A 2,500-nucleotide genomic window follows, 5' to 3' on the forward strand; every position below is an offset into this window, starting at 1 on the left:
AGTCTTTGATTCCCCGCTGCCAAGAAAAGCTTCTAGCGAGATAAAAGGTGCCTGTACCGCAAACCGACACAGGTAGGCGAGGAGAGAATCCTAAGGTGTGCGAGAGAACTCTGGTTAAGGAACTCGGCAAAATGACCCCGTAACTTCGGGAGAAGGGGTGCTTTCTTAACGGAAAGCCGCAGTGAATAGGCCCAAGCGACTGTTTAGCAAAAACACAGCTCTCTGCGAAGCCGTAAGGCGAAGTATAGGGGGTGACACCTGCCCGGTGCTGGAAGGTTAAGGAGAGGGGTTAGCGTAAGCGAAGCTCTGAACTGAAGCCCCAGTAAACGGCGGCCGTAACTATAACGGTCCTAAGGTAGCGAAATTCCTTGTCGGGTAAGTTCCGACCCGCACGAAAGGTGTAACGATTTGGGCACTGTCTCAACCAGAGACTCGGTGAAATTATAGTACCTGTGAAGATGCAGGTTACCCGCGACAGGACGGAAAGACCCCGTGGAGCTTTACTGTAGCCTGATATTGAATTTTGGTACAGTTTGTACAGGATAGGCGGGAGCCATTGAAACCGGAGCGCTAGCTTCGGTGGAGGCGCTGGTGGGATACCGCCCTGACTGTATTGAAATTCTAACCTACGGGTCTTATCGACCCGGGAGACAGTGTCAGGTGGGCAGTTTGACTGGGGCGGTCGCCTCCTAAAGTGTAACGGAGGCGCCCAAAGGTTCCCTCAGAATGGTTGGAAATCATTCGTAGAGTGCAAAGGCATAAGGGAGCTTGACTGCGAGACCTACAAGTCGAGCAGGGACGAAAGTCGGGCTTAGTGATCCGGTGGTTCCGCATGGAAGGGCCATCGCTCAACGGATAAAAGCTACCCCGGGGATAACAGGCTTATCTCCCCCAAGAGTCCACATCGACGGGGAGGTTTGGCACCTCGATGTCGGCTCATCGCATCCTGGGGCTGTAGTCGGTCCCAAGGGTTGGGCTGTTCGCCCATTAAAGCGGTACGCGAGCTGGGTTCAGAACGTCGTGAGACAGTTCGGTCCCTATCCGTCGTGGGCGTAGGAAATTTGAGAGGAGCTGTCCTTAGTACGAGAGGACCGGGATGGACGCACCGCTGGTGTACCAGTTGTTCTGCCAAGGGCATAGCTGGGTAGCTATGTGCGGAAGGGATAAGTGCTGAAAGCATCTAAGCATGAAGCCCCCCTCAAGATGAGATTTCCCATAGCGTAAGCTAGTAAGATCCCTGAAAGATGATCAGGTTGATAGGTTCGAGGTGGAAGCATGGTGACATGTGGAGCTGACGAATACTAATAGATCGAGGACTTAACCATATAATATGTAGCAATGTTATCTAGTTTTGAAGGAATATGCCTTCAATAGTTTGGTGATGATGGCAGAGAGGTCACACCCGTTCCCATACCGAACACGGAAGTTAAGCTCTCTAGCGCCGATGGTAGTTGGGACCTTGTCCCTGTGAGAGTAGGACGTCGCCAAGCAAGAACCTAAGTCGTTTTGACTTAGGTTTTTTTGTGCTTATTTTTATTATTTAAAATATAAAGGTAATAATTACCTTTATAAGAATATAGTCCAGATGTAACAAGAATGTTTGTGATCTTATATAAAAAGGTTATGTAAAAAGAGTTAGATTGTTATTTTTACATAACCTTTTGTGCTTTTAAAGGATTTTATATTAGAAAAAATCTATAATTAAGGTAGTTAACATATATTTTTGATGGGTGTGGGGATTATGAAAGAAATATGCATGTTATTAGTGGCTGTTATATTATGGGGCACAGCCATTGCGCCAACAAAATGGGCGTTAGAATCTATTCAGCCGTTTACTTTGTTATTTATTCGTCTTTTCTTTGCAGGTGGAATTTGTATGCTATTCTCATTTAAGGAACTACAAAAATCAGTTGTACATAAAAAAGTTCCATGGAAAAGAATGAGTTTGTTAGCTTTTACCGGTGTAGCTGGTTATTTTATGTTTACATCCTACGGCATTTCTTTAACAAGTGGATTACATGTGAGTATTATAGATGCTGCGTTACCATTAGTTACAATTCTTTTTTCAGCACTCTTTTTGAAAGAGAAAATTCGATTGAATTATTGGATAGGAATTATATTGGGTGCTATAGGAGTACTCTTTATTACGATTCCATCTAAAAGTGCTAATCAAGGAGTATCTTTAATAGGAGATATACTGATATTATTAAGTACTTTTCTATTTGCTTTCTACACAGTTTTACTAAAACGACCAAAACAAGAACAGTATTTATCAAACGAGGTTTTTACAACATTAACTTTAATTATTGGAGCTGTTATTCTCTTACCGTTTGCACTGGTAGAAATTTTTTATTACGGTCTCCCAAAGGTTGAAACTTGGAAAACGGGACTTAGTGTAATATACCTTGTTATTGGAGCAACAATTTTAGCATATTGGTTTTGGAATAAAGCGCTAGAGAGAGTTTCAGCATCAGTAAGCGGATTATATTTAAATGCATTA

The 2,500-nt window shown here is 43.6% G+C and carries 1 protein-coding gene and 2 rRNA genes (2 of these 3 running past the window's edge); all 3 read left to right on the forward strand.

Annotated elements, in window-relative coordinates:
- Window positions 1–1,325 (forward strand): 23S ribosomal RNA (locus MKY21_RS01630); it begins 1,598 nt to the left of the window's first position.
- A gap of 49 nt (window positions 1,326–1,374) precedes the next feature.
- Window positions 1,375–1,490 (forward strand): 5S ribosomal RNA (rrf, locus tag MKY21_RS01635).
- A 251-nt stretch (window positions 1,491–1,741) separates the two neighbouring features.
- Window positions 1,742–2,500, forward strand: partial view of a DMT family transporter gene (locus MKY21_RS01640; RefSeq protein ID WP_341075286.1) — the 5' portion only. It continues 162 nt past the right edge of the window; the window shows 759 of its 921 coding nt (coding positions 1–759); the start codon lies at window positions 1,742–1,744; its stop codon lies beyond the right edge, outside the window.

This window comes from Bacillus sp. FSL R9-9497, assembly GCF_038005805.1.
Classification (GTDB): Bacteria; Bacillota; Bacilli; order Bacillales; family Bacillaceae_G; genus Bacillus_A; species Bacillus_A cereus.